The sequence below is a fragment of the Gemmatimonadota bacterium genome (assembly GCA_041390125.1).
Taxonomy (GTDB): Bacteria; Gemmatimonadota; Gemmatimonadetes; order Longimicrobiales; family Gaopeijiaceae; genus JAGQIF01.
Window position 1 is genome coordinate 63,434 of record JAWKQN010000012.1, and the last position, 24,073, is coordinate 87,506.

The window sequence follows — 24,073 nt, forward strand, 5'->3', positions numbered from 1 at the left end:
CTACCGGCCTGGCGGAAGCGGAGAGAGCTCCGCCGCGGACATGCTGACCATGCCGCTCGCATCACCCGAGATCCAATTCCACTCGGGCGTGCTCAACAGGATGAAGTGGATGGTGAACGCCAGCACCGCCAGGAACAGGAACAGTGCGATGAGCGTCCTTCTGGGATCGAAGATCAGCCAGATCCTGTACATGCTTCACCTCCTCACAGCCACGGCCGCCACATCCAAACGAGGATGTGGGCGACAATGGCCACCACGGTGAACCCGATGAAGCTCCGCATGAACACAGCGTGGAACTCCTTGGCCTGATCCTCGCTCAGCCCTGTGAGGCTGCCACGGGGTTGCTCCATGTTTTCCTCCTTGAGAGTTTCAGCATCCCCCTCGGGAACGGGCGATACCCTCGCCCAGCGGGCCGCCAGCGGGCGGACTTCGACAACGTCTCGGTGAGCAGAGCGGGAGCGACAGCGAACCAGCATGAACCGGTCGGGGCCCGCTTCTGGTGGTCGTGGATCCACGGCCCGTCACGACGAGGTGCGTGCGCGGGACGGAGTGCGTTGGTACATCCGGAGCTGGGGCGATGCGGACGCTCCGCTCGCGCTCCTGCTGCATGGCGCGGGGGCGTCCGGTCACAGCTTCGAGACCCTGGCGCCGCTCCTGGCGCACCGGTTCCGCGTGGTGGCGCCGGACCTTCCCGGGCACGGCGGCACGCGCGGAGGGGATCTCTCCCTTCCGGGCATGGTCGCGGGCCTGGAGGGCCTGCTCGACGTCCTGGGCGGCAAGCTCGCGCTTCTGGTGGCGCACTCCGCCGGCGCTGCGCTGGCGCTGCACCTGGCGCGGACGCGGGTCCAGGTCCCGGTCGTAGGCATCAACCCGTCGTTCGAGCGGCCCGGCGCTGCGCCCGCCTTCGTGACCCGGGCGGTCGGGGCCGTCCTGACGCAGCCGGTCGTCACGGGCGCGCTGGCGGCCCTCGCGCGGCACACGCCCCTCATCGACGGGCTCCTGGACTCCACGGGCTCGCAGGTCCCGCAGGCGTCCCGGGCCACCTACCGTGCGCTGCACGGTGATCCGGACCGGTTGGGCGCCGTGCTGCGCATGTTCCAGTCCTGGAGTGGGGAAGATCTCCTTCCGGTGCTGCGGAGCACGGCCGGTCCCGTCCTGCTGCTGACCGGAGGCGCCGACCGCTGGATCGCCCCGGACCGGGTGCGGGCCCTGGGCGCGTTGATCCCGGGCGGGCGGGTGGAGACCCTGGCGCAGCTCGGGCATCTCGCCCATGAGGAGCAGCCCGAGCGGATCGCCGCCCGTGTGCTCGAGTTCGTGGAGTCCGCGCAGCGGGGTGGTCATGACGATCCACCCTCGGCCGCCGGAGCGGCCTGACGGAGCCGGTTCAACGACACGCGTGGCTCGCGCGCGTCCCGCGCATCCCGCTCGGCGCGGTCCCTCAAGGCTTTCGCCACGGAGATGCGCATCAGGGGCGAGTGTCGCTCCAGCAGACGCTCCAGGTGCTCCGACGCGTCGGCATCCCAGGGCAGGGTGCCGCCGTCGGCGCGGGCGGGCGTGGCCGTGCCCCGGTCCAGGTCGGTGCCCAGCGGCAGGATGTGGAACAGCGCGTCGAAGAGCGCGTTGCAGATCTCCTGCACCAGATAGGTCGCACCGGCGAACCCCATGAAGGGCGTGCCGGTGTGGCGGCGTACGATGGCGCCCGGGAACGAAGCCGGGATGAAGCGCGAGCGCAGCCCCGCCTCGGCGGCATACATCCGTTCGTTGTAGCTGCCGAACAGCAGCATGGGCGGCCGTTCCTGCAACGACTGGCGCACCTGGGCGTGGTCCGTCTTGGCGCCCGGTCGCCGTGCCATGTGGAACGTGCAGGGCATGCCCAGGTCTTCCGTGAAGAAGCGATGCAGCCCCTGCGTGTACGTGTCGTTGGCCACGAGCGCGAAGCTGGACGTGGCGAAGAAGTCCTGCGTGACGCTGCGCCACAGGTCCCAGATGGGCTTCAGCGTCGTGTGCTTCTCCTTCTCGATGAACGGCTGTGGGTCGACACCCGCCGCTTCTCCCAGCGCTTCCAGGAAGCGGACGGTCGACGAAAGCCCGACCGGCGCTTGCAGGTAGGGAACGGCCAGGTCCTCGCACAGGCGTCGGCCGAACTCGCGATACATGCAGACGTTGACGTCGGCGTCTGCCAGGCGGGGCACGTCGTCCAGGTGACAGCCGAGCGGGAAGACGAGGTTGACCTCGCACCCGATGCCTTCGATCAGGCGACAGATCTCGTGCACATCCGACGGCATGTTGAACGTGCCGTAGATGGGTCCGATCACGTTCACGAGCGGCCGGGCCCCTTCGGGGCGCTCCCGCTTCATGCGCGCCCGGGCCTTGCGCTCTCCGAACTCCTTCCAGAGCCAGGCAATGGCCCGATCCGCGCTCTGCCACTGGTCCTCGTCGATCGTGCGCGGCAGGAAGCGCAGGAGACGTGCCTCCTCCGACGTCACGCCTCCGCCGATCATCTCGGCGATGCTCCCGGTGACGACGACGGCCGGCTGATCCGGGTCGAGCGTGGCGCGAGCCCGAGCCAGGTTGGCCTCGGTGCCGCTCATGGACAGCTCGTCCTCCGAGAGCCCCGTCACGACGATGGGCAGCTCGTGCGGAGGCAGCGCGTCCGTGTAGTGCAGGACGGACGTGACGGGCAGGTTCTCGCACCCGACCGGGCCGTCGATGACGACCTGAAGGCCCCGGATCGCGGTGAACGCGTACACGGAGCCCCAGTAGCCACCTGCGCGGTCGTGGTCGAGGACGAGCATCAGGCGTCCTCCCCCGGGGCGGTGGAGTCGCTCGTGCGCAGCGAGCCCTTGGCACGGGCGGAGCGCTCGACGCGGGCCCGCGTGTCGGTGTCGGCACCTGAGTCCGGCCGCCGCGCGCGTGCGTGCCGCTCGCGGGCGGCCAGCGGCTTCTGGGGCACGTCGCGCCAGCCGTATCCGACGGCGTGACCCGTCCCGACGCCCGAGAAGAACGCACGCATGCGCTGGAGGGGCTCTCGCGATGCCAGGGCGCCCTGCAGGGTCGAGGCGAGGCTCCCGGCCCCCGCGACGCCGAAGATCGGGCGGGCGGAGATCAGGTTGGTGAAGTACAGCGCCGGGATGCCCGCTTCCTTGGCCGCCTGCACCACGGGTGTGGTGCCGACCACGAGGTCGGGGTTCAGGTCGCGGAAGGCCACCACGTCCTGCTCCAGCGAGGCGCGGAACTGGACGTGGCACCCGTGGGCCTCCAGCCACTCGGCGTCCGCGGCGCTCCAGGGCGTGCGCGGCAGCGCGGTGCCGACATACGGCACCTCGGCGCCGGACTCGACCAGGAGACGGGCGACGAGCAGCTCCGAGCCCTCGTATCCGGACAGGGAGATGCGGCCTCGCAGGGGGAAGCGATCCAGCGCCGCCCGCGTCTCGCGCGTGGCCTTGTCGACCGCCTCGTCGATGAAGCGGGACGCGGTGCCGGTCCGGTCTCCGATGGCGCGGAGCCAGGCCGCGGTGCCGTCCACACCGACCGGACCCGAGCCCACCACCGGTCGCCCGGCGGCCTCCAGCTCGCGCACGGAGGCGACGTAGAACGGGTGGATGGCCGCGGCCACGGCGCAGTCGAGCGCCTTGTAGAGCTCACGCCACTCTCGCGGCGGGACGGTGCAGCCGACCGCGACGTCGAGCGGGTCCAGCAGGTGTTGGATGCCGATCGGATCCGCCGGGAACAGCTCGCCCAGCAGCGTGACGGTCGGGCGATCCGTGACGAGGTTCGCCGGGCGCGGCACGGGTCCATGCTCCGCTTCCCGACGGGCGTACCGCAGCAACGCTCCGGCCAGCACGTCCTTGGCCTCGGCGTGGGTGGGCACCCCGAATCCGGGGACGTCGATGCCGATGATGCGGACGCCGTTGATCTGGTCGGGCAGGCGATCGAGGGGCACGCCCGACGCGGTCGGGATGCACAGGTTCGTCATCACGATCGTGTCGTAGCGCTCGGGATCGGCGAGGTCGGTGAGGGCCCGGCGGATGTCCTCGAAGAGCTGGCCGGTGACCAGGGTCTCGGAGTTGAACGGGACGTAGCCGACCGTCCGGCGCGCTCCGTAGAAGTGCGACGTGAACGTGAGCCCATAGACACAACAGGCCGAGCCCGACAGCACGGTGGCGGTGCGGTGCATGCGCAGGCCGACGCGCAGCGACCCGAACGCGGGGCACATGCCCTGCGGCTGGTCGTGGGGTCCGAGCGGGTAGTCGCGCCGGAGCTGATCCAGCACGGCGGCCCGCTCTCCGCGCTCCGCCTGCAGCAGCCGCTCCGCGCCCCCGTGGCACCCGCACGAGCCGCCCGTGCTCGCGCATCCACCCTCGGCTCCAGAGGCGGCCGGAGCGACGACGGGCAGGGCGCGGGCGGGTGCGTCGGCGCGGGCGATCATGCCGCGGGCTCCTCCTCGTAGTGGATCTCGAGGGACGGGCGGGTGGGCTGGGTGCCGCCGCGCATGTCGGCCTGGGTGGCGGGTGTCAGCACCACGTCGGCGCCGACGGTCTCCTTGGCGAACAGGCCGAGCAGGTCGTCGTGGACCAACGGCTTCGGGGCCCGCGGCGGGGCGCTCGTCACCTGTGCGGCGAGCTCCGCGAAGAGCGGTCCCCAGCGATCCTCCGGCCGCCCGATGATCTGGTAGTTGGCGCTCTTGCGCCGGATGTCCTCGTCCTGGGGGATCGCGGCCAACACCGGGATGTCCACGGCATCCGCGAACGCCTGGGCTTCGCCCGTGCCGTCGTCCTTGTTGATGACCAGCCCCGCGACGCCCACGTTGCCACCCATGGTGCGGAAGTACTCGACCGCGGAGCAGACGTTGTTGGCCACGTAGAGGGACTGCAGATCGTTGGAGCCGACGACGATGACCTTCTGGCACATGTCACGCGCGATCGGCAGGCCGAACCCGCCACAGACGACGTCGCCGAGGAAGTCCAGCAGGACGAAATCGAATCCCCACTCGTGGAAACCCAGCTTCTCCAGGAGCTCGAATCCGTGGATGATCCCGCGCCCGCCACAGCCGCGGCCGACCTCGGGGCCTCCGAGCTCCATCGCGAACACACCATCGCGCACGAAGCACACGTCGGAGATGGTCACCTCGTCGCCCGCCATCCGCTTGGCCGCGGACGTGGCGATGATGGTGGGGCAGCTTCGACCGCCGAAGAGCAGAGCCGTGGTGTCGCTCTTGGGATCGCAGCCGATCAGCAGCGTCTTCTTGCCCTGCTGCGCCATCATGTAGGAGAGGTTGGCGAGCGTGAAGCTCTTGCCGATCCCGCCCTTGCCGTAGATGGCGATGATCTGGGTCTCGGTGGCCACGGCCGGCTCGGGCTCGGCCGAGGGCGCGGCCCGGGTGGCGTTCCTGTCCTCGAGGGTCGTCGGTGCGGTCATGCCATCTCTCTCCAGTCCAGGAGCAGCTTGACGCAGGTCGGATCCTGGAACGCGTTGGCGTAGTCCGACGGAGCGCGGCGGGCATCGATGCGGTGGGTGATGATGCCGTCGAGATCCAAGGTGCCTTCGTCCACGAGCCGGGCGACGTCGTGCAGATCGGTGGGCGTCCATTCGGCCGCCACCCGCACCTCCGCTTCCCGCAGGAAGGCGGGGACGAAGTCGAAGGTGAGGCGGGAGTAGAAGCCCGCGAGCACGATGGTCCCCCCGCGCAGCAGGCGCGGCATCGCCGTGTTCAGGATGCTCTTGTGACCGCTGGCATCGATGACGCACGCGTACCGACGGCCCGCGTCGTCGTCGTCGGGCGCGATCACAGCGTACCCGCTGCCCACGCGACGGGTGGGATTGATCTCCCACACGACCGGCGGCGCGGTGCGCAACGCGGTGGCGAGGCGCGCGATCAGCTGCCCCAGGGCTCCGTGGCCGACGATCAGCAGGGGCTCCTCGGTGGGGCCGCGTCGCAGCGCGTGCAGGGCCGTCGCGGCCAGAGCCAGCAGGCTACCCGCCTCGCCGACCGTGTCGCGGATGCGGATGGGTCGATCGCCGGGAACCACGAGCCGGGTCGCATCGGCGCCGAACAGGCCGCGGATGGAGCCGAAGCAGCTCGCGCCGGGCACGAAGACCCACTCGCCCGCGCTGCGCCCGGAGTGGGCGCCCACGTGGGTGATGCGTCCCACCGCCTCGTAGCCGGGCACCAGCGGATAGGCGAGTCCGGGAAACGGAGGCATCTCTCCCGTCCACAACAGCTTCTCGGTACCGGCGCTCACCCCGCTCCAGTGCACGTCCACCACCACGTCGCCGTCCTGCACGGCGGGCAGGGGCATCCGCTCCAGTCGGAGCCGGCGCGGCGCGTCCAGGACCAGTGCGGTGGTGTCCACGGGGTGTCGATCCCTTCGAGGGCGGCTTCCGCTCAAGCGTAAAGCAAAACTTACACTTGATGATGTCAACGATGTATTACATCCAACGCCCTGGCGCAAGGGTCCTCCCCCGACGCGGCCGGGACGGGGGACGGCGGGCCGGGAGGCGGCGGCCCACGCCCGTCGACGCCGGCGGGGCGGGAGGCCCACCCGCACCCGCCGGCGAAGGGGGATCGAAGGGGACCGGCAGCCCGCGAACGGGCCCCGACCGGCCCGGCCCCGCCCCCCAACCCGGAGCATGCCGGTGGCGGTGAGCCCCGCCCTGGCGGGCAGGCAGGGAGTAGCGGCGAGCCCCGACCCGGAGGCCGGGTCAGAGCGAAGCGGTCAGGACCGAGGCGAGGACCGGATTGCGGGTGCGGGCCCGGCCGACCTGCCCGAAGCCGGCGGCGCGGAGAAGCCGGGCCAGCTCTGCGGGCGTGCGGGGACGGCCGGTCCCCATGGCCAGGAGGTACCACGAGAAGTAGGCGGGTCCCACCGTGGAGGCTCCGGAGACGCCCGACATGGGTTCGGCCACGAGGAGACGTCCGCCCGGAGCCAGGGCGGCCCGGACGGCCCGGAACAGCGTCAGGACGGCGTCGTCGTCGTGGTCGTGGACGATCCGGACGAGCGTGACCAGGTCGGCCCCCGTCGGGAGCGCGTCCGTGAGGAAGTCGCCTCCGGCGATCCGGACCTCCGGGCAGGAGGCATCGGGACAGGCCAGGCGGCTCCGTGCCCGCTCCGCCACGGCCGGGAGGTCGAAGAGGGCCAAGCGGAGCCCCGGGTGGCGGGCGCGCACGGCGGCCAGGAAGGCACCCTCGCCGCCTCCCACGTCCAGCACCTCGCGGTGCCGTCCGAACGGGTAGAGATCCAGGACCTCGGCGGCCACGAACTCCTGGGACGCCGCCATGAGTCCACTGTAGGCCGCCACGTCCTCGGCGTTCAGCGTGGTGGGGTCGGCCCGCCCCGCGTACGGCCAGTACCGCGCCAGGTCGGTGCCGTCGGCGCCCTGCAACAGCGGGATGGGCCGCCGCAGGTCCTCGTAGAGCAGCCGGTTGTGGGCCAGCATCGCCCGCAGCCCCGGGTTGCCGGCCAGGGGGGCGCCGTGCCGCCCCAGCCCGTAGAGACCGTCGGCGCGCCGTCGCAGGAGCTTCAGCGCGACCGCCGCGTCCAGCAGGCGCCGGAGTCGCTCCACGGCGATCCCGGATCCCGCCGCCAGCGCGTCGGCGTCGGCCGGACCCTCGAGGAGCCGGGAGAACAGGTCCAGCTCGCAGCAGGCGAGCAGGGTCTGCGTGTACACGAAGCCGGCGCTCAGGTCGAACAGGCGCCGCGAGCGGCGGACCGCGATGGGACGGGTGAGCGGGAAGGCGGCCGCGGCCCGTTGGAACGCGGGGTCGGCCAGCAGGCGCGCCCAGCGGTCGTGCAGGCGGTCCAGCCAGGAGGGCGCGTCCTTCGTGGACCCGCTCACGACGGCACCCCGGCCACGGCGGCACGGATGGTGTGGGCGTCCGCGCGCGGGAGGCGGACGTGCCGCGCGCCCAGGGCGCGCGCCAGGTCCGCCACGGAGTCGCGGGGCCGGACCCCGGTGTCCACCAGCAGGCAGGGCAGGGCGGCAGCGCCCACCCGGCGCGCCTCGAGGAGCGCGTCCGCGGCGGCCCGGACCGGATCCCCGGACCCGGCGAGGTCGACGTTGGGCCGCCCGTCCGTGAGGAGCACGAGCCGCGGGCGCGCCCCCTCCCGGAGCGCCCGCTCGGCCAGGAGCCGCCCGAGCCGGAGCCCGGCGGCGAGTGGCGTGCCGCCCCCACCGGGCAGGCCGCCCAGCACCCGCCGGGCGCGGGCCAGCGCGCGGGTGGGCGGCAGCTCCACGGTGGCCTCGCGTCCGCGGAAGGCCACCAGCGCCACCTGCTCACGGCGGCGGTAGCTGTCCGCCAGCAGCAGCTCCACGGCTCCCTTGGCTTCGCCGAGACGCGCGCGCGCCTGCGACCCGGACGCGTCGACGACGAACACGGTCAGCGTGGCGGCGGGACGCTCGATCACCCGCAGCCGGAGGTCCTGGGCCCGCACGTCGAGGCGCTCCGTGGAGGTCCCGCTGCGCCGCAGCGGTTGCCAGGGCGCGGCCGCGCGCAGCGTCTCGATCAGGTGGAGCCGGCCTCGACGTCCACCCTCGCCCGAGCGGGTCCCCACGGTCCGCCCGCGCTCGCCTCCCCGGCCCTGCGCGCCCTCGCGCCCCGCGGCGCTTCCGCGGGCGCGTCCGGAGGCCTCGGGGGGCCGGATGAGCTCGGGAGGGATGCGCAGCCGCTCGGTCTCGACCTGCCGGTCGGCCCCGTCCGAACCGGGCGGAGCGGCCTCGCCTTCCGCTTCGGGGGAGGCGTCCTCGCCCGCCTGCGGGGCGGGGTCGGGCGGTGGTGGGGTGGCCTCCCCGGGCTCGGGCACACCCTCCGCGTCCGGGGGATCGGGCAACGCGGTTGCCGTCCGTCCGGAGAAGACCAGGGCGGCGGCCTCCTCCACATCCACGGCGGCCGTCTCGGTCCGGCCTGCGAGCGCGGCCAGCACGCGCGCCGTGCGGACTGCCAGGCGGGGCGCGCGCAGGGATGCGATCCCCAGGCGGGCCGCGCGCTCGACCAGCGTGCGGACCTGGTCCGGCGAGACCTGGACTCGGCTCCAGCGCTCCCGCGCGCGCGCCACTGCCTCCCGCCCCTCGTCGAGAAGGGGTTCGGGGCGCCAGCGTGCCGGCACCGCCAGGAGGAACGCCACCCGGTCCACGAGGGCGGGATGCACCCGCTCGGCCGGATCGTCCTCCAGGGCCACGATCCCGACCGCCTCCCCCTCCAGGGCCTGGAGGAGCGGAGCCCGCAGCTCGGCGGGGGTCCGACCGGCCTGGGGCACCACGAGCAGGCCCCCGCGGTGGCGCTCCAGGAGCCCGGGCACCCGGACCGGCTGGCCGCGGCGCACGCTGGCCAGCACGTCCAGACCGCCCGTCAGGCGCTCCGGCTCGGTGCCCGGGGGCAGGCGACCGGGGGCAGATCCGCCGGCGAGGGCCGCGAGCCGGTCCAGCCAGCTGTCGCGCTCGTGCGGCCAGGGGGCCAGGAGGATCGCGCCGCCCAGCCCGGAGGGGCAGGCGGCCAGGGCGCGCGCGGCGCGCTCCAGCCAGTCGGTGCCGGGTGCCGCCGCCTCAGCGTCCATCCAGGATCTCGCGGACCGCGCGCTCGACGCGGACGGTCGAGCCCGTCTCGTCGAGCGGATCCCGGCGCAGCCGGTGGCGAAGGGCCGACGGCGCCACCCGCGCGAGATCCCCCGCCTCCACCCGCGGCCGCCCTTCGTAGGCCGTCAGCGCCCGGGCCGCGCGGATCAGGGTGAGCTCGCCCCGGAGGCCGTCGCTCCCCAGCGCCAGGCACAGCTCCGTGGCGGCGCGCACCACCGCCCGCGGCGTGTCGACACCCGGGAGGGCCGTGCGGGCGGCCAGGAGCCGCTTCCGGATCCGCCCGTCCTGTCGGCTCCAGCGGCGGGAGAAGCCCTCCGGGTCGCGGTCGTAGGCGTCACGGCGCAACACCACCTCGACGCGCTCGTCCGGGTCGGTGGGGGTGGTCACCTCGACGGAGAGGCCGAACCGGTCGAGGAGCTGGGGCCTCAGGTCGCCCTCCTCCGGATTGCCGCTCCCCACGAGCACGAAGCGGGCGGGGTGGCGCACGCTCAGCCCCTCGCGCTCCACCACGTTCTCCCCGGTCGTGGCCACGTCCAGGAGGAGGTCCACGAGGTGGTCCTCGAGCAGGTTGACCTCGTCCACGTAGAGGAAGCCACGGTTGGCCGACGCCAGCAGCCCGGGCTCGAAGGCCCGCTCCCCGGTGCGCAGGGCTCGTTCGAGATCGAACGTGCCGACGAGCCGATCCTCGGTGGTGCCCAGGGGCAGATCCACGACCGGCACCTCCACCCTGCGCACCGGCCCGGCCCCGTTGCGGCAGAAGGCGCAGGGGGCGGGATCGTCGGGGGGGCAGCGGTAGGGGCAGCCGGGGCGTGCCCGCAGGGGCGGCAGGATGCGCGCGAGTCCCCGCACGGCCGTGGACTTGCCCGTGCCGCGATGCCCGAGGACCAGCACGCCCCCGAGGGCGGGGTCGATGGCCGCCGCCAGCAGGGCGGTCTTCATCTCCTCCTGCCCCACCAACGCGGAGAAGGGATAGGGTGCCTTCACGGATGCCTCCCTTCGGCGGGCCGGCCGGGGGACGCGCCGGGTCGTCCGCCGCGCGCCCGGGCGCCCGCCGGGCCCGGGTGACGTCGGGCCCCCACCGGGCTCAGTAGTCCAGGCGGAGGACGTCGCCCTTGCGGAGCGCGGCGCCCCAATCCGGCTCGGCCGCCGCGTCCTGGGGCTCCAGCGTCAGCTGGATGTCCTGGCCTGGACCCCGCTCGGGGAACTGCTCGATCTCCACCACGCGGGCGTGGACGCCCCCGGTCCCGACCGACGGATTCCAGGCGCGCATCCCGGTCACCAGGATCCCGTCGGAGAGCGCGCCGGCCAGGACCAGCTCACGGCCCCGAGGACGGCTCTCGGCGATCTCGAATGTCATGGTCACGACGCTCCCCCTTCGGAGGCTCCGGGCCCGTGGTTCCGGAGTGTCAGATCCACACAACTCGATCCGGTGTGTGATCGAGTTGTCGTACGTCAAGAATGCCTGACACTCGGCTGCCCCGCCAGCCCGGGGTCGGGCCTGACAACCACCCTTGCGGCGGAGCCGGGGGCTCCCGATCATCCCCGACGTTCCCCGCGTCGGAGTGGACTCATGCGCCTCGATCCAGTCCCGCCTTCCCGCTCCGCGCCCGCGCGGGATGCGCGCCGCTGCGCGCCTCCGACCGCCATCCGCCTCTCGCCGTCGGAGCTCGTGCGGGTCGAGCAGGCCCTCCTGCCGGCGCTTCTCGCCGGGCACCCGAGCGTAGGGCCGGCCGAGATCGACGAGCGCCGCGACCTGCACCCCGTGGGCGACGGCCTCGTGGAGGTCCTCCTGGAGGGCTCGGAGGAGGACGTCGACGCCCTCCTCGCCGGCTGGGTCCACGACGGCGTCCGCGTCGATACCCTCCTGCTCGAGACCATGCCGGCCGCGGCCCGACGCCTGGGCCGGATGTGGGAGCGCGATCAGATCGGATTCGGCCATGTCGCCCTGGGTCTGGCTCGCCTGCAGAGACAGGTGCGGCGGCTGGAGGCCCGGTTCTCGCCCGACGTCCCCCACGCCTTCGTGGGGCGGGTGCTGGTCGGCACCCCGACGGGCGAGGTCCATACGCTCGCGGCCATCCTCTTCGGCGAGGTGCTGCGGCGGCGGGGATGGGAGGTCCTGCTCGGACCTCCGTTCGCCCCGAGCTGGGCGGATGCCTTCGCGGTGCCGGGCGAGGTCGACGTGGTCGCCCTGTCGGCCTCGTCGGTCTCGGACGAGACGCTGCGGGCGGAAGTGGCGCTCGTGCGGCGCTCTTCGCGCCGACCGGGGCTCCGGGTCATCGCCGGTGGCCGCGCGGTGGGGCGGACGTCCGATGTGCGGGCCTCGCTGGACCTCGACGCCATCGCATACGATTTTCTCGAAGGAACGGAAGCGGCGCAGCGGATGCTCGGGACGGCCCCCGAGCCATGATCCGGACCGCTCCCGCTCCGCGGATCCTCCTACACGAGCGGCGAGGCGCATTCCCCCCATGATCTCGACAGAGTCCCCCGGCCCGGACGTGCTCCTCGTGGTGGAGCCCGAGGGCCGCATCGTCGATGCCAGCTTCTCGGGGGCCCTGGTCGGCGAGACCTCGGAAGACTGGATCGGGCGGTCCTGGAGCGAGACCACGGTCGACGCCGGCCCGGACAAGATCCGCCGCATCCTCCAGAGCGCGCAGTCCGGACAGGTCTCCGCCTTCCGGCAGATCAACCAGCGCTTCCCCAGCGGTCGCGAGCTCCCCATCGAGTACACCGCCGTGCCCAGTGGCAGCGGCGGCGTCGTGGCCATCGGCAAGAGCCTGCAGGCCGTGGCCGAGCTCCAGTCCCGCCTGGTGGCCGCCCAGCAGGCCCTCGAGCGGGACTACTGGAAGCTGCGGCAGGTGGAGACGCGGTACCGGCTGCTGTTCACGGCCTCCCGCGACGCCGTGCTGCTCGTGCACGCGAACACGCTCCGGATCGAAGAAGCCAATCCGGCGGCCGCGGCCGTCCTCGGCGCCAACGGGAAGGGAGTCGCGGATCTGACCGGACGTCCGTTCCTGCAGGACGTGGCTCCGGACGAGCGGGACGGGGTGGAGCTGCTGCTGCGCAGGGCACGGGAGCAGGGCAGGGCCGCCTCTCCGCAGGTGCGCCTGGGGCCGAGCGGAACCGCCTGGGCCATCCGCGTCGCGCTGATGCGGACCGAGGGCGAGCCGCTTTTCCTGGTGCAGCTCGGTTCGGACGCGACGGAGTCCCCGGCCGAGGAGGTCGGCGTCGACCTGGAGCGCCTCCTCGAGGCATCCCCCGACGGATTCGTCGTGGTCGATCGCAAGGGCGTCATCCTGCGCGCCAACCGCTCGTTCCTCGACTTCGCCCAGCTCGGAGCCGAAGGTCGCGCGGTCGGTCAGAGCCTGGGTCGGTGGTTGGGCCGTCCCGGCGCCGACCTCACGGTGCTCCTGGCCAGCGCGCAGCGCCACGGCGCCATCCGCAGCTTCTCCACGGTGATCCATGGAGATCTGGGCGGCGAAGTGGACGTGGAGCTGTCGGGCGCGGGCGTTCCCGAGGGCCAACCGCAGATGTTCGCGGTCGTCGTCCGCGACGTCGGCCGGCGCCTGGCCAGCGGTGGCGAGCCGGCACCCGACCGATTGGGCGCGTCGTTGCGCCCGCTCACCGACCAGATCGGGAAGAAGACGCTGCGTCGCCTGGTGCGAGACACCGTCGGCGTCGTGGAGCGCCACTACATCGAGGGAGCGCTGGACCTCACGGGCGGCAACCGCACCGCCGCGGCGGAGCTGCTCGGACTCAGCCGCCAGAGCCTCTATGCGAAGCTCAAGCGCTACCACATCTCGGGCGCGGCGGACGACGATTCGCCGCTGACGTGAGCGCCGGAGGCGAACTCCACCCCGGGCCGGCGCACGGGCCGGCGTTCGGTGAGGCCAGCCTCGCCAACTGCGAGCGCGAGCAGATCCATCTGGCGGGCTCGATCCAGCCGCACGGCATGCTGCTCGTGCTGGCGGGGCCCGACCTGGTGATCCGTCAGGCCAGCCTGAACATCACGGACCTGCTCGGGCCGCAGACCCCCCACGGCCGCCCGCTCGCCGACGTTCTCCCGGATCTCGTCGGGCCGATCCGCGCGCGGATGGACCAGGATCTGGCGGAACGGGCCCTGGCCTTCCGCTGGACGCACGGTGAACGCGGCCCGTTCGACGTGTTCCTCCATCGCCCGGCGAGCGGCGGTCTGGTGGTGGAGCTCGAGCGTGCCGGTCCACCGCTCGCCGCCGCCGACCTGCTCAAGACGGCGCTCGATCGTATCCTGCCGCGCGCCTCCCTGCAGCAGCTCTCCGACGAGGTGGCCCTGGTGCTGCGCGGACTCGCCGGGTACGACCGTGTCATGGTCTACCGCTTCGACGAGGAGGGGCACGGCGAGGTCGTCGCGGAGGAGCGCCGGGCGGATCTCGAAGCGTTCCTCGGGAACCGCTACCCGGCCACGGACATCCCGCAGATCGCGCGCGGGCTCTACCGGCGCAATCGCAGCCGCGTCCTGGTCGACGTCGCCTACGAGCCCTGTCCCGTCCTGCCGCGCGTCGACCCCGACACCGGGCGGGAGCTGGACATGTCGCTCTGTGTGCTGCGGAGCATGTCTCCGATCCACATCCAGTACCTCAAGAACATGGGCGTGGGTGCCACGCTGGTCGTGTCCCTGGTGGTGGGCGACCGGTTGTGGGGGCTCATCGCGTGCCACCACTACGCACCGCGCGCGATCTCCTACGAGATGCGCTCGATCTGCGAGCTGATCGGTGAGGCGGTCAGCATGCGCATCGCCGCGCTCGAGAGCGTGATGCAGGCACGCGTGGAGCTCGATGTCCGGCGCATGGAGCAGCGCCTGGCCGAGGCGATCGCCGCGCATGGCGACTGGCGCGCCGTGCTGGTGGAGAACCCGCAGACCCTGCTCGGCGCGGTGGATGCGACGGGACTCGCACTGTTCGAGGACGGTCAGGTCCTGACGGCGGGTGAGGTGCCGGGCACGCCGGAGCTGCGCCGCGTGCAGGAGTGGGTCCTGACGCGGGGTTGGCCCGCCGACGGAGTGGTGGCGACGGCGGCGCTGGGGAGCGAGGCTCCGGATCTGAGCGACGTGGCGGACATCGCGAGTGGCGTGTTGGCTGTGCGTCTGAGCGCCGCCGGCGAGATGCTGGTCTGGCTGCGCCCCGAGCAGGTGCGGGTCGTGACGTGGGGCGGCGATCCGAACAAGGCCGTCGTGATCGGTGACGATCCCAGCACACTCTCCCCGCGGCGCTCGTTTGCGCAGTGGCACCAGCTCGTCGAGGGCACATCGGCGCGGTGGACGCCCGCCGACCTCGCCACCGCGCGGCTCATCGGCGAGTCGATCGGGAACATCATGCTGCAGTTCCGATCCGTGCGGATGCTCATCGCGCGTGATCAGGTCGCCCGCGTCGATCGCTTGATGCGCGACTCCGACCAGGGCCTGGTGATCACCGACCCGCGCGGGCAGGTGCTGCTGGTCAACGCACCGGTCGTCGCCGCGCTCGGGGACGGTGCGGCCCGTCTGCGCTACCTGGACGAGCTGCCGGGGCTGTTCGGGAACGATCCTGCATTGCGCGAGGGCGTCTCGGCGGCGCTCGACACCCGGCGCTCCTGGCGCGGCGAGGTCGTCCGGGCCGAAGAGGACCGCAGCCGGCCGTTCCTGGTCCAGATCGACTGCGTGACGACGGCGCCCGACCGCCCGCTCGGCTACGTGGTGTTGCTCGCGGACCTCACGCTGCAGAAGGATGCGGACGAGCTGCGTCGTCGGCTGCAGAAACGGATCCTGGAGCATCCCGCTCCCGGCCGGGACGGGTCGTGGGATGCCGAGCGGGGTGTGCCCTACCGTGTGCTGCACTCCCTGCTGAGTGGCAACGCCCGCTCGGCCGCGTTGGAGATCGCCGACGGAGTGGAGCGTCTACGGATCCCCGGGCTGCTGGAAGGGGTGCGCGACTCCGCGGACCGCTCGCTGCGCCTGCTGGAGCATCTGCTCCGCTACGGTACCGACGACGCCTGAGGCTCCGGGCCGCTGGACAGCACGGCCTCCGACAGTCGGATGTTGAGGCGGAAGGCCTCCTCCGCCTCCTGCAGGATCCCCGCGGGGTCGAGCAGGTGCCGGCCGGCCTGCCGGAGCCCTTCCCGCAATCGCTCCACGAGGTCGCGAGGCGTGCCCACGGCGCCGAAGTCGTAGAACGCGACGCCCGCCCCACCCTGGAGCTCCAGCTGCTCCGCGACGAGCCGGGCCAGGATCTGACCGCCGTTGAGGTCGCCCAGGTAGCGCACGTAGGCGTGGGCCAGGAGGCGCTCGGGGCACCGGACGGCCGTCTCCCGTACCCGCTCCGCGTAGACGCGGCCCTCCTCGAGGACGGGCAGGCGCTGCGCCCACCCCGGTCCGGCGAGGGTGTCGAGATCCGCGACCAGCGCGGCCGACCGGCCGAGGGGGGGGACCTGCAGGGCCGCGAGGGCGGGGACCGAACCGGCCGACGCCAGCCCCTCCTCCAGGGCTTCGTAGACCGGCAGGAGGTTGCGCAGGAACCGGTGATAGGGGGCCGCCCGCAGCCGCCGGTTCAACAGCTCCCGTACGAGTCCGCTGCGCTCCGCCGTCCGGTGCAGGGGCCACGTATGCCGCTTGAGCGCCCCGGGCAGGTCCTCTGCGATCCCCGGCTCGTTCACCGACCCTCCGGGGCGGACAAATGTCCAGCCGATTTCACGACAAGATGTCTTGACACTGGGGGCTCCAGGGCTCTAGCCTCTGGCAGGAAACAGGGGTGGGAGGTCTGCACCGCGAGCCACCGGCGGGAGGGTCCACTGCGTATCGGTACGAGGGGTTCGGATCTGGCGCTGTGGCAGGCGACCACGGTCGCGGCTGCGCTGGCGGACGGGGGTCTGGACGCCGAGCCGAGGCTGGTCGTGGTCCAGACCTCCGGGGATCGGATCCAGGACCTACCGCTCTCCCTCGTGGAAGGCAAGGCCTTCTTCACCAAGGAGCTCGACCGCGCGCTCCTGGATGGGGAGATCGACCTCGCGGTCCACTCCTTCAAGGATGTGCCCACCCGGCTGCCGGACGGCATCGTCCTGGGGGCCGTGCTGGAACGGGGGGACCCGCGTGACGCCCTGGTCGGCGCCGGCGGAGCCACCCTGGCCGAGCTCCCGGCCGGGAGCCGGATCGGCACCAGCAGTCCCCGTCGGCGCGCCTTCCTGCAGCGTGCCCGTCCGGACCTGGTGCCGGTGGATCTGCGCGGGAACGTCCCGACCCGCGTCGAGGTGGTCGCCTCCGGTCGTCTGGACGGAGCCATCCTCGCCCTGGCGGGCCTCGTCCGGCTGGGCCTCGAGGACCGGGTCACCGACGTGCTGGACCCGGCCGCCTTCGTTCCGGCTCCGGCCCAGGGCGCGGTGGCCGTCCTGGTGCGGACCGGGGAGGCGGGGACGGTGGCGGGCCTGGACCACGCCACCACCCGCGCGGCCGCCGTGGCCGAGCGCACGGTGCTGCGCCGGCTGGAGGGGGGCTGTCACGCCCCCCTGGGGGCCCTGGCGCGAGGGGCCGAGCAGTTTCAGCTGCACGCCGCGGTGGCCTCGCTCGACGGCAGCGAGGTGCTGGAGGAGCGCGGAGCCGGGCCGGCCAGCGAGCCGGAACGCCTCGGGGAGGCCCTGGCCGAACGCCTGCTGGCCCGGGGCGCGGCGCGCCTGGTCTCGGCGCGGAGGAGCCCGACGGAGCGGGTGGGGTGAACGCCCTGACCGGGATCGGCGTGGCGGTGACCCGGGAGGAGCCCGTGGGAGGGCCGCTGGGCCTGCGGCTCGCCGAGCGGGGCGCCCGCGTGCATCTGTGGCCGACCGTCCGGTCCGTACCCCCCTCCGATCCCGCCCCCCTGGCCGACGCGCTGGCGCGCCTGGACGCCTTCGACTGGATCGTCTGCACCAGCGCACGCGCGGTGGAGGCGCTGCCCGTGGTGACGTCCCCTCCCGCTCCGCGTCTGGCTGCGGTGGGACGGGGCACGGCTCGCGCCGCGCGCGCCCGCGGCTGGGCCGTCGCCTGCACCGGGCCCGCGGGCGCCGTGGAGCTGGGCCGGCTCCTGGTGGAGGGGCGCAGCTTCCGGGGCCGCCGCGTCCTGGTTCCCCTGAGCTCGCTGGCGGGCGACGAGCTCACCGGGCTCCTGCGGGAGGCCGGGGCCGAGGTCGAACGCGTGACCGCCTACGAGACCCGGATCGGCCTGGAGGATGCCGCGCGCTGCCGGAGCGATCTGGCCTCGGGCGAGGTCCGCGCCATCACGTTCTGCAGCCCCTCCGCCGCGGAGGGGTTCGGCCCGGCGGCCGACTGGCCCGAGGGTCGCTCGGCCCGATGCGTGGCGCTGGGCGCGACCACGGGGGCGCGCCTGCGCGCCCTGGGGTGGGCGCCGGCAGAGGCGGACGAGGCCTCCTTCGAGGGCCTGGCAGGGGCGGTCGAACGGGCGCTCGCGGAGCCCCGCGCGTGAGCAACCGGCCCATGCGTCTCCGCGCTCGTCCCGGGCTCCGCTCGCTCGTCCGCGAGACGCGCTTGCACCCGGGTGCGTTCGTGCTCCCGCTGTTCGTGGTGGACGGCGAGGACGTCCGACGGCCCGTCTCCAGCATGCCCGGGGTGGAGCAGCTGTCGGTGGACCAGGTCGTCGCCGACGCGCGCGCGGCCGCGACCGCAGGCGTCGGAGGGGTGCTGCTCTTCGGCGTTCCCGACGCGAAGGACGCAGCCGGGACGGCCGCCTGGGATGCCGAAGGCCCCGTCGCGCGGGCGCTGCGGGCCCTGGCGCGGGAGGTCCCCGACCTGGAGCGTTGGGCGGACGTCTGCCTCTGCGAGTACACGGACCACGGCCACTGCGGCGTGCTGGACGCCCACGCGCACATCGACCTGGCCGCCACCCTGCCGGCCCTGGCCCGTGCGGCGGTCACCTACGCGCAGGCGGGCGCCACCGCCGTGGCGCCCAGCGACATGCTGGACGGTCGCGTTCGGGTCATCCGCCAGGCTCTCGACGGGGCCGGGTTCCCGCTGCTGCCGATCGTCTCGTACGCCGTCAAGTACGCGTCGGCGTTCTACGGGCCGTTCCGGGACGCCGCCGGGTCCACGCCGGCCTTCGGCGATCGCCGCAGCCATCAGATGGATCCGGCCAACACGGACGAGGCGCTGCGCGAGGCGGAGCTGGACCTGGACGAGGGTGCCGATATCCTGCTGGTCAAGCCCGCCGGTGCGTACCTGGATGTGATCTGGCGCGTGAAGGAGCGCTTCGGCCGCCCCACGGCGGCGTACCAGGTCTCGGGGGAATACAGCATGCTCAAGGCGGCCGCGCGCGCCGGGTGGTTGGACGAACGTCGCGCGGCCCTGGAGTCGTTGCTCGCGATCCGGCGAGCCGGAGCCGACATCGTGATCACCTACTATGCACGTGAAGCCGCGGCCTGGCTGCGGGAGGAGGAGGCACGTGGCTGAGCCCGGAGGCCCGACCACTGCCAGCGAGGCCTGGTTTGCGCGCGCCCGGGAGGTCATGCCCGGTGGCGTCAACTCTCCCGTACGCGCCTTCTCCTCCGTCGGCGGCACACCCCGCTTCGTGCGCGAGGCCCACGGCGCCCGCCTGCGCGACGTCGACGGGAGAAGCTATCTCGATCTCGTCGGTTCCTGGGGACCGATGATCCTCGGTCATGATCACGCCGCCGTGCGTGAGGCGATCGAACGCGCCCTGGCCCATGGGACGTCGTTCGGCACGCCGACCTCCGGCGAGGTGGAGCTGGCCGAGCTGCTGGTGGAGGCGATCCCCTCCCTGGAGCGCGTGCGGCTCGTGACCTCCGGCACCGAGGCGACCATGAGCGCGGTGCGCCTGGCGCGCGCCGCCACCGGCCGCGACCGGATGATCAAGTTCCGGGGCTGCTACCACGGTCATGCCGACGGCTTCCTGGTGGAGGCGGGGTCGGGGGCGGCCACGCTGGGCGTGCCTTCGAGCCCAGGCGTGACCGAGGGGACCGCGCGCGATACGCTCGTCGCGGAGTTCAACGACGCCGACGGCGTCGAGGCGCTCCTGGACGCGCACCGGGACGAGGTCGCGTGCGTGATCGTGGAGCCGGTCGGCGGCAACATGGGCTGTGTGCCGCCTCTGCCGGACTTCCTGCCGGCGTTGCGCACGCTGTGCGACCGACACGGCGCGCTGCTGATCTTCGACGAGGTGATGACCGGCTTCCGCGTGGCCTGGGGCGGCGCCCAGGCGCGGTACGGCGTCCGGCCCGACCTGACCACACTGGGCAAGGTGATCGGCGGGGGCCTGCCCGTGGGCGCCTACGGGGGCCGCGCCGACCTCATGGACCGCATCGCGCCCCGCGGGCCGGTCTATCAGGCGGGTACGCTGTCCGGCAATCCCATCGCGGTCGCGGCCGGCCTCGCGGTCCTGCGCACCATCAAGGCCCAGCCGGACTTCTACGACCGCCTGGAGGCCCTGGGGACCATCCTGGACGAGCAGATGCACGGACTGGGCACCTGGAACCGCGTCGGCGCGATGGGCTCGCTGTTCTTCACGGACGGGCCCGTGCGGAGCTGGGAGGATGCGCGGCGCATCGACACGGCGCGTTTCGCCGCGTTCTTCCACGCGATGCTCGAGCGCGGAGTCCACCTCCCGCCGAGCGCGTTCGAGAGTTGGTTCCTGTCCATCGCGCACACCGAAGCGGATGTCCGCGCCGTGGCCGACGCCGCGCGGGCCTCCCTGGCCGCATCGGAGGTGCAAGCATGAGCGATCCGTCTCCGCCCCCCTTCCTCGAAGCCTGCGCCCGACGCGCGCCGTCGCGACGTCCGATCTGGATCATGCGGCAGGCGGGGCGCTACCTCCCGGAGTACCGGGCCCTGCGCGAGCAGCACGGCTTCATGACGCTCATGAAGACGCCCGATCTCGCGGTGGAGGTCACGCTGCAGCCGATCCGGCGCTTTGACCTGGATGCCGCCATCCTGTTCGCGGACATCATGACTCCGGTCGAAGGCATGGGATTCGACCTGGAGTTCGCCCCCGGGCCCGTCATCGCCAATCCGGTGCGCACGCCGGCGGACCTGGACCGGCTCCGCACCGCCGAGCCCGAAGAGACCGTCCCGTTCGTGCTCGAGGCGGTGCGCACCCTGCGCGCCGAGCTGCCCGCACACGTGCCGCTGATCGGCTTCGCCGGCGCGCCGTTCACCCTGTTCTGCTATGTGGTGCAGGGCGGCAGCAGCAAGTCCTTCATGGCGCCCCGCGGCTTCCTGCGCCGGCACCCCGACGCGGCCGTCGCGCTGCTGGAGCGACTGGCCGACGTGCAGCTCGCCTATCTGCGGGCGCAGCACGCCGCCGGGGCGCAGGCCCTCATGCTCTTCGATTCCTGGAGCGGGCTCCTGGGGCCGGAGACGTTCTCGGAGCTGGTGCTGCCGTCCGTGCGGCGGATCCGCCAGGGGCTGGCCGACACCGGTGTGCCGTTCATCTACTTCCCGTTCGGCGGCTCCACGCTGCTGGAGACCCTGCGGGGCGAGCCCTTCGACGTCGTGGGCATCGACTGGCGCCTGCCCCTGTCCCGCGCACGCGCCATTCTCGGCGACGACGTGGCCCTGCAGGGCAACCTGGATCCGGCGGCCCTCTTTGCCGACCGCGCGGGTCTGACCCGCGCTGCCCGGCGGGTCATCGACGAGGCCGGCACCCATCCCGGCCACATCTTCAACCTCGGGCACGGCATCGAGCCGGACGTGGATCCGGATCAGGTGGCGCATCTCATCGACGTCGTGCACGACCCATCGGACTGAGGCAGCCATGGATACCGACGTCGTCGTGCTCGGAGCCGGCATCAGCGGTCTCTCGTGTGCGCGGCGCCTGCGCGCGTCCGGCGCGGACGTCGTGCTGCTCGAGGCCGGCGAGCGCCCGGGAGGGCCGATCGCGACCGAGCGGACGCCGGAGGGCTTCCTGATCGAGCACGGTCCCCAGACCGTGCGCGTGGCCGACCCCGACCTCCTGGCCGAGCTGGACGGGCTTGGAGGGGACACCGCGCGCATCGGGGCCGAGCCGGCGAGCGGACGCCGATTCGTCGTGTGGAAGGGACGCCCCCAGGCGCTGCCGCACGGCCCGGGCGCGCTGGTGCGCACGCCGCTCCTCAGCGCGCGCGGCAAGCTGCGTCTGCTGCGCGAGCCCTTCGTGCGTGCCCGGCCGGGTGCCGATCCGACCGTGGCGGAGTTCGTGCGCGGGCGGCTCGGGCCGGAGGTGGCGGACCGGCTCGTGGATCCGTTCGTGGCCGGGGTCTATGCCGGGCGTAGCGACCGGTTGTCCGCCGCAGCGACGTTGCCCGACCTGGTCGAGGGGGTCCGCGCCCACGGCAGCCTGCTGCGCTGGGGCCTGCGGGGACGTCCCCGTCGCGCAGCGGGCGCGCCGCGGCCGACGCTCGTCTCCTTCCGCGAGGGGCTGGGCGAGTGGCCGCGGCGACTCGCCGAGGCGCTCGGGCCGGCGCTCCGGCTGCAGGATCCGGCGGTGGCCCTCGAGCCGCACGCCGGTGGCTGGATCGTCCACACGGGCTCGGGCGGGACTGTGCGTGCGCGTGCGGTCGTCTCCGCGCTCCCGGCTCCGGCCGCCGCGGCCCTGGTCCGGGAGCTCGACGGGGCCGCCGCCGACGCGCTCGACGGCATCGGGTACGCGCCCGTCGCCGTCGTCCACCTGGGGTTCGTCTGCGCGGAGCCTCCCGATGTCCTGCGTGGCTTCGGCTGCCTGAATCCGACCGGGGAGGGGCGCCGCACGCTCGGGACGCTCTTCTCCAGCTCGCTCTTCCCGGGGCGCGCCCCGGAGGGCCACGTGCTCACGGCCACGTTCGTGGGCGGGAGCCGCGCGCCCGAGGCGTTCGTCGAGGACGACACGGCGCTGGTCGACCGTGCGCTGCACGAGCACCGGACGTTGTTCGGGCTGGACGCACCGGCCTTCGAGCGCGTGATCCGCTGGCGGCGCGCGATCCCGCAGTACGAGGTCGGACACACCGAACGCATCGCACGCGTGCGACGGCTGGAGGTGGCGCGACCCGGCCTGCGGCTCATCGGCTCCTGGCGCGGCGGCGTGAGCGTCCCCGGGTGCTGGGCCTCCGGGCGCGCGACGGCCGATGCTGTCGCGGGCGAGATGCGGCCCGCGGGGACCTCCGCTAGCGTAGGGAGGTCGTCCAGCCTCCTCGCCGCCGGGAGTCCATCCTGATGCGCCTCCGTGTGCTCGTTCCGTGGGTCGCGCTCGTCGTGGGTGCCTGCGGCGAGACCCCGGATCCCCCCGCCGCCGGGGGAGAGCCCGCGGCGGCGGTCAGCCCGGCGCTCGCCGGCACCCGCTGGGAGGTGACGTTCCTCCAGGGAGGCGTGGATCCGGCCCAGGCGCCGCGTAGGCCCACGCTGGAGTTCCTCGACGCCGGGCAGGCGGCCGGTCACAGCGGGTGCAACCCGATGGCCGGCTCGTGGAACTCCGACGGGGGCGGCCTCACGTTCGGGGGCATGGCCCTCACGCGCATGGCCTGTCCGGAGCCGGTGACCGCGGTCGAGACCGCGTTCCTGGACGCGCTGGACCGCACGCGCGCCTCCGCCCTCGTCGGGGACGAGCTCGTCCTCCAGGGGGCGGGGGGCGTGCTGCTGGCACGCCTGCGCCCGGCCTCCTGAAGGCGAGGCGGGCCATGGCGCGCGGCCCCGCCTCGGGCGGTCCACTGCGCACGGGTTCGCGGACGCGAGCCCACGTGCCGCGGTCTCCGGCCGACCTCAGCGCGACAGCGGCACCCCCACACCCACCTGGACCAGGAAGCTGCGGTTCTCGATGCCGTCCCACACGTCGGACGCCTCTTCGATGTCCGTGAGCCCCATCGCGTAGCGCACGTCGCCCCACAGCGAGAACGAGCCCAGCATCAGTCCCACGTCCGCGCCGAACAGGGCCGACCAGTCCGTCGTGGTCTCGAGGCCGAAGGCGCTGCTGTCGCAGTCCACGCCGTCGATGCTGCAGGAGGCCTCGAACCCGATGCCGACGCCCCCGAACACGTCGGCGCGCACCGGGCCGAGGGGCACTCCGGCCTTGAGCAGCAGGGAAGGCTCGAGGTAGCGCAGCTTCACCTCCACCGCGTTCGCGCCGATCAGCTCGAAGCCCTTCTCGGTGAAGGAGAGCTCCGGCTGCAGCACGAAGAGCCCGTTGCCGAGCGCGAGGAAGGTCCCCACCGACCACCCGGTGCGGTTCTCCTCCTCCAGGCTGCCGGACAGGTCGTCCACGTCGGCGCTGGCGATGCTGACGCCGCCGCGGAATCCGAGCGTGCTCTGGGCCTGGAGCGCCGGGGGCACGAGCGCGAGGGCGCCGGCGAGGAGGAACGGAGCGCATCGCGACATGGAACGTTCATCCGATGGGGCCGGCGCCATCCCGCACCCGGGGCCGCCGTGAGCGGCCGAGGATGGCGCGGGGTCCCGGGAAGGAAGACCACCCGCGGGTGCAGGAGTGATACGTGGCCGGGGGGCGGGGAGGTTCCGGCGCGCGCCGGCCGTGGACCCGCCCGGCCGAAGTGGCGA

The 24,073-nt window shown here is 73.4% G+C and carries 22 protein-coding genes and 1 pseudogene; 11 read left to right on the plus strand and 12 right to left on the minus strand.

Features of this window, described 5'->3' with window-relative positions; genetic code table 11:
* Window positions 1-192 (minus strand): light-harvesting antenna LH1, alpha subunit, encoded by a 192-nt coding sequence (gene pufA, locus R3E98_14085; protein ID MEZ4424534.1) that lies wholly within the window; start codon window positions 190-192, stop codon window positions 1-3.
* Between the two features lie 14 nt (window positions 193-206).
* Window positions 207-350 (minus strand): annotated as a pseudogene (gene pufB, locus R3E98_14090) (light-harvesting antenna LH1, beta subunit).
* A gap of 199 nt (window positions 351-549) precedes the next feature.
* Here pufB and R3E98_14095 point away from each other — a divergent pair.
* Window positions 550-1,374 carry an alpha/beta fold hydrolase gene (locus tag R3E98_14095; GenBank protein MEZ4424535.1) on the plus strand — a complete coding sequence of 275 codons (825 nt, stop codon included), beginning with the start codon at window positions 550-552 and terminating at the stop codon, window positions 1,372-1,374.
* Here R3E98_14095 and bchZ read toward each other — a convergent pair.
* From bchZ to R3E98_14135, 8 genes are all read right to left on the minus strand, one after another.
* Window positions 1,338-2,795 carry a chlorophyllide a reductase subunit Z gene (gene bchZ / locus R3E98_14100; protein ID MEZ4424536.1) on the minus strand — a complete coding sequence of 486 codons (1,458 nt, stop codon included), beginning with the start codon at window positions 2,793-2,795 and terminating at the stop codon, window positions 1,338-1,340. The two genes, R3E98_14095 and bchZ, sit on opposite strands and share 37 nt — an antisense overlap.
* Window positions 2,795-4,429: a chlorophyllide a reductase subunit Y gene (gene bchY / locus R3E98_14105; GenBank protein MEZ4424537.1), complete on the minus strand. Its 1,635-nt coding sequence runs from the start codon at window positions 4,427-4,429 to the stop codon at window positions 2,795-2,797. Before bchY ends, bchZ begins: the two co-directional genes overlap by 1 nt.
* Window positions 4,426-5,418: a chlorophyllide a reductase iron protein subunit X gene (locus tag R3E98_14110; protein MEZ4424538.1), complete on the minus strand. Its 993-nt coding sequence runs from the start codon at window positions 5,416-5,418 to the stop codon at window positions 4,426-4,428. Before R3E98_14110 ends, bchY begins: the two co-directional genes overlap by 4 nt.
* Window positions 5,415-6,353 (minus strand): chlorophyll synthesis pathway protein BchC, encoded by a 939-nt coding sequence (gene bchC / locus R3E98_14115; protein MEZ4424539.1) that lies wholly within the window; start codon window positions 6,351-6,353, stop codon window positions 5,415-5,417. The genes R3E98_14110 and bchC overlap by 4 nt, the downstream gene beginning before the upstream one ends.
* A gap of 349 nt (window positions 6,354-6,702) precedes the next feature.
* Window positions 6,703-7,836: a methyltransferase gene (locus R3E98_14120; protein MEZ4424540.1), complete on the minus strand. Its 1,134-nt coding sequence runs from the start codon at window positions 7,834-7,836 to the stop codon at window positions 6,703-6,705.
* Window positions 7,833-9,551: a VWA domain-containing protein gene (locus R3E98_14125; protein ID MEZ4424541.1), complete on the minus strand. Its 1,719-nt coding sequence runs from the start codon at window positions 9,549-9,551 to the stop codon at window positions 7,833-7,835. The genes R3E98_14120 and R3E98_14125 overlap by 4 nt, the downstream gene beginning before the upstream one ends.
* Window positions 9,541-10,509: an ATP-binding protein gene (locus R3E98_14130; GenBank protein ID MEZ4424542.1), complete on the minus strand. Its 969-nt coding sequence runs from the start codon at window positions 10,507-10,509 to the stop codon at window positions 9,541-9,543. Before R3E98_14130 ends, R3E98_14125 begins: the two co-directional genes overlap by 11 nt.
* A 145-nt stretch (window positions 10,510-10,654) precedes the next feature.
* Entirely contained in the window at window positions 10,655-10,927 is a 273-nt protein-coding gene (locus R3E98_14135) for a hypothetical protein (protein ID MEZ4424543.1), read from the minus strand.
* A 213-nt stretch (window positions 10,928-11,140) separates the two neighbouring features.
* Here R3E98_14135 and R3E98_14140 point away from each other — a divergent pair, with 213 nt between their 5' ends.
* From R3E98_14140 to R3E98_14150, 3 genes are read left to right on the plus strand one after another with little or no spacing between them, the layout of a single operon-like run.
* On the plus strand, window positions 11,141-11,977 hold the full coding sequence (locus R3E98_14140; GenBank protein ID MEZ4424544.1) for a hypothetical protein: 837 nt from the start codon (window positions 11,141-11,143) through the stop codon (window positions 11,975-11,977).
* Window positions 11,978-12,035: 58 nt separating this feature from the next.
* Complete coding sequence (ppsR, locus tag R3E98_14145) at window positions 12,036-13,403, plus strand: transcriptional regulator PpsR (protein ID MEZ4424545.1); 1,368 nt, start codon at window positions 12,036-12,038, stop codon at window positions 13,401-13,403.
* Window positions 13,400-15,577 (plus strand): GAF domain-containing protein, encoded by a 2,178-nt coding sequence (locus R3E98_14150; protein ID MEZ4424546.1) that lies wholly within the window; start codon window positions 13,400-13,402, stop codon window positions 15,575-15,577. The genes ppsR and R3E98_14150 overlap by 4 nt, the downstream gene beginning before the upstream one ends.
* Here R3E98_14150 and R3E98_14155 read toward each other — a convergent pair.
* A complete protein-coding gene (locus tag R3E98_14155; GenBank protein ID MEZ4424547.1) occupies window positions 15,556-16,233 on the minus strand; it encodes a biliverdin-producing heme oxygenase in 678 nt (225 codons plus the stop codon). The two genes, R3E98_14150 and R3E98_14155, sit on opposite strands and share 22 nt — an antisense overlap.
* A gap of 141 nt (window positions 16,234-16,374) precedes the next feature.
* Here R3E98_14155 and hemC point away from each other — a divergent pair, with 141 nt between their 5' ends.
* Genes hemC through R3E98_14190 form a run of 7 tightly spaced genes read left to right on the plus strand, consistent with a single transcriptional unit; the run spans window position 16,375 to window position 23,188 of the window.
* Window positions 16,375-17,286: a hydroxymethylbilane synthase gene (hemC, locus tag R3E98_14160; protein ID MEZ4424548.1), complete on the plus strand. Its 912-nt coding sequence runs from the start codon at window positions 16,375-16,377 to the stop codon at window positions 17,284-17,286.
* The gene (locus R3E98_14165; GenBank protein MEZ4424549.1) at window positions 17,283-18,029 is read left to right on the plus strand and encodes a uroporphyrinogen-III synthase; all 747 of its coding nucleotides are present in this window, start codon (window positions 17,283-17,285) and stop codon (window positions 18,027-18,029) included. Before hemC ends, R3E98_14165 begins: the two co-directional genes overlap by 4 nt.
* Before the next feature lie 11 nt (window positions 18,030-18,040).
* Window positions 18,041-19,009, plus strand: a complete 969-nt coding sequence (gene hemB, locus R3E98_14170) for a porphobilinogen synthase (protein MEZ4424550.1) — start codon at window positions 18,041-18,043, stop codon at window positions 19,007-19,009.
* A gap of 55 nt (window positions 19,010-19,064) precedes the next feature.
* Complete coding sequence (gene hemL, locus R3E98_14175) at window positions 19,065-20,294, plus strand: glutamate-1-semialdehyde 2,1-aminomutase (GenBank protein ID MEZ4424551.1); 1,230 nt, start codon at window positions 19,065-19,067, stop codon at window positions 20,292-20,294.
* Window positions 20,291-21,322: a uroporphyrinogen decarboxylase gene (gene hemE, locus R3E98_14180; protein ID MEZ4424552.1), complete on the plus strand. Its 1,032-nt coding sequence runs from the start codon at window positions 20,291-20,293 to the stop codon at window positions 21,320-21,322. Before hemL ends, hemE begins: the two co-directional genes overlap by 4 nt.
* A gap of 7 nt (window positions 21,323-21,329) precedes the next feature.
* A complete protein-coding gene (hemG, locus tag R3E98_14185) occupies window positions 21,330-22,742 on the plus strand; it encodes a protoporphyrinogen oxidase (protein MEZ4424553.1) in 1,413 nt (470 codons plus the stop codon).
* Window positions 22,742-23,188, plus strand: coding sequence for an META domain-containing protein (locus R3E98_14190; protein MEZ4424554.1), 447 nt, complete (start codon window positions 22,742-22,744; stop codon window positions 23,186-23,188). Before hemG ends, R3E98_14190 begins: the two co-directional genes overlap by 1 nt.
* A 96-nt stretch (window positions 23,189-23,284) precedes the next feature.
* Here R3E98_14190 and R3E98_14195 read toward each other — a convergent pair whose 3' ends face one another.
* The gene (locus R3E98_14195) at window positions 23,285-23,896 is read right to left on the minus strand and encodes an outer membrane beta-barrel protein (GenBank protein MEZ4424555.1); all 612 of its coding nucleotides are present in this window, start codon (window positions 23,894-23,896) and stop codon (window positions 23,285-23,287) included.
* Window positions 23,897-24,073 lie beyond the last annotated feature (177 nt).